Origin of the sequence: Azospirillum griseum (genome assembly GCF_003966125.1) — a bacterium.
In the GTDB taxonomy this organism is placed as follows: domain Bacteria; phylum Pseudomonadota; class Alphaproteobacteria; order Azospirillales; family Azospirillaceae; genus Azospirillum; species Azospirillum griseum.
This window is the reverse complement of the sequence record NZ_RXMA01000099.1, coordinates 1-1,318: the sequence shown is the minus strand read 5'-3', so window position 1 is coordinate 1,318 and position 1,318 is coordinate 1. Positions and strand designations below refer to the sequence as shown.

1 protein-coding gene is annotated in these 1,318 nt (G+C 65.3%); it reads left to right on the top strand.

Going from position 1 to position 1,318, the window contains the following annotated elements; translation table 11 throughout:
* Nucleotides 1–87: 87 nt before the first annotated feature.
* Nucleotides 88–1,314 (top strand): ISAzo13 family transposase, encoded by a 1,227-nt coding sequence (locus tag EJ903_RS26305; RefSeq protein ID WP_126620814.1) that lies wholly within the window; start codon nucleotides 88–90, stop codon nucleotides 1,312–1,314.
* Nucleotides 1,315–1,318: the final 4 nt, after the last annotated feature.

The window sequence follows — 1,318 nt, the reverse complement described above, 5'->3', positions numbered from 1 at the left end:
GGGCGCCGGGCCAAAATAGACGAATCGATAGGAGGGTGCGCGGTAGGGGATTCTCGGCGGGAGTCGGGAGCTGTAGACTGGCTCATCATGATCGATGAAGCCGCGTTGCGCCGCCAATACGCCCTTCTACATCCCAGCCTGGACGAGCGGGGGCGTCGTCTGTTTGCCGCCACCCAAGCGCAGGCGCTCGGCCGTGGCGGAATTGCCGCGGTGGCGCGGGCCACCGGTATCGCGCCAAGCACCATCGGGCGGGGCTTGAAGGAGATTGCCGAGGGCGTGCCGCCGCGCGGATCCCGGCTGCGCCGGTCGGGCGGCGGGCGCAAGCGGCTGACCGACACGGATGCGACGTTGGAGCGCGACCTGCTGGACCTGATCGCGCCAATGACACTGGGCTGCCCGGAGCGCCCGTTGCTGTGGGTGTCCAAGAGCCTGGAGAAGCTGGCGTCGGCGTTGCGGGACAAAGGCCATCGGGTGTCGGCCAATTCGGTGCGCCGCCTGCTGCGTCGGCTCGGCTTTTCCCGCCAGGGCAACCGCAAGGCCAACGAGGGGCGCGGGCATCCCGACCGCGACGCACAGTTCGAGCACATCAATGTCCAGGTGCTGGCATTCCAGGCTGCCGGCGCTCCGGTCATCTCGGTGGACACCAAGAAGAAGGAGTTGATCGGCCCCTACAAGAATGCCGGAACCGACTGGCGCCCCGAAGGGAAGCCGCGCCGGGTGAACGTGCATGACTTCGAGGACAAGAACCTCGGCAAGGCCATTCCATACGGCGTCTACGACGTGGCCGAGAACGCCGGGTGGGTGAGTGTCGGAGTGACCCACGACACCGCCCAGTTCGCCGTCCAGGCCATCCGTCGCTGGTGGGAGGCGATGGGGCAGGCCCGCTATTCGCAGGCCGACAAGCTGATGATCACGGCGGACGGCGGGGGCTCCAACGGAAGCCGGGTCCGGCTGTGGAAAGTGGAGTTGCAGAAGCTCGCCGACGAAACCGGCCTCACCATCAGCGTCTGCCACTACCCGCCGGGCACCTCGAAATGGAACAAGATCGAGCACCGTCTCTTTTGCCACATCTCGCAGAACTGGCGTGCCCGGCCGCTGACCAGCCGGCTGGCCGTCGTCGAACTGATCGCCGCAACCACCACCAAGACCGGTCTCAAGGTCGCTTGTGAAATCGACACGGCCGACTATGCCAAGGGCATCAAGGTCACCGACGCCGAAATCGATGCCCTCGCCATAACCCGAAACGACTTCCATCCAGAGTGGAACTACACAATCGCCTCAAGACCACAAAACACCGCACTTAATTTGGCGTAGTTCC

Bases quoted from the DNA above. Each gene is read 5' to 3' on its own strand.
- EJ903_RS26305 (WP_126620814.1), top strand. From the start codon at position 88: ATGATCGATGAAGCCGCGTTGCGCCGCCAATACGCCCTTCTACATCCC.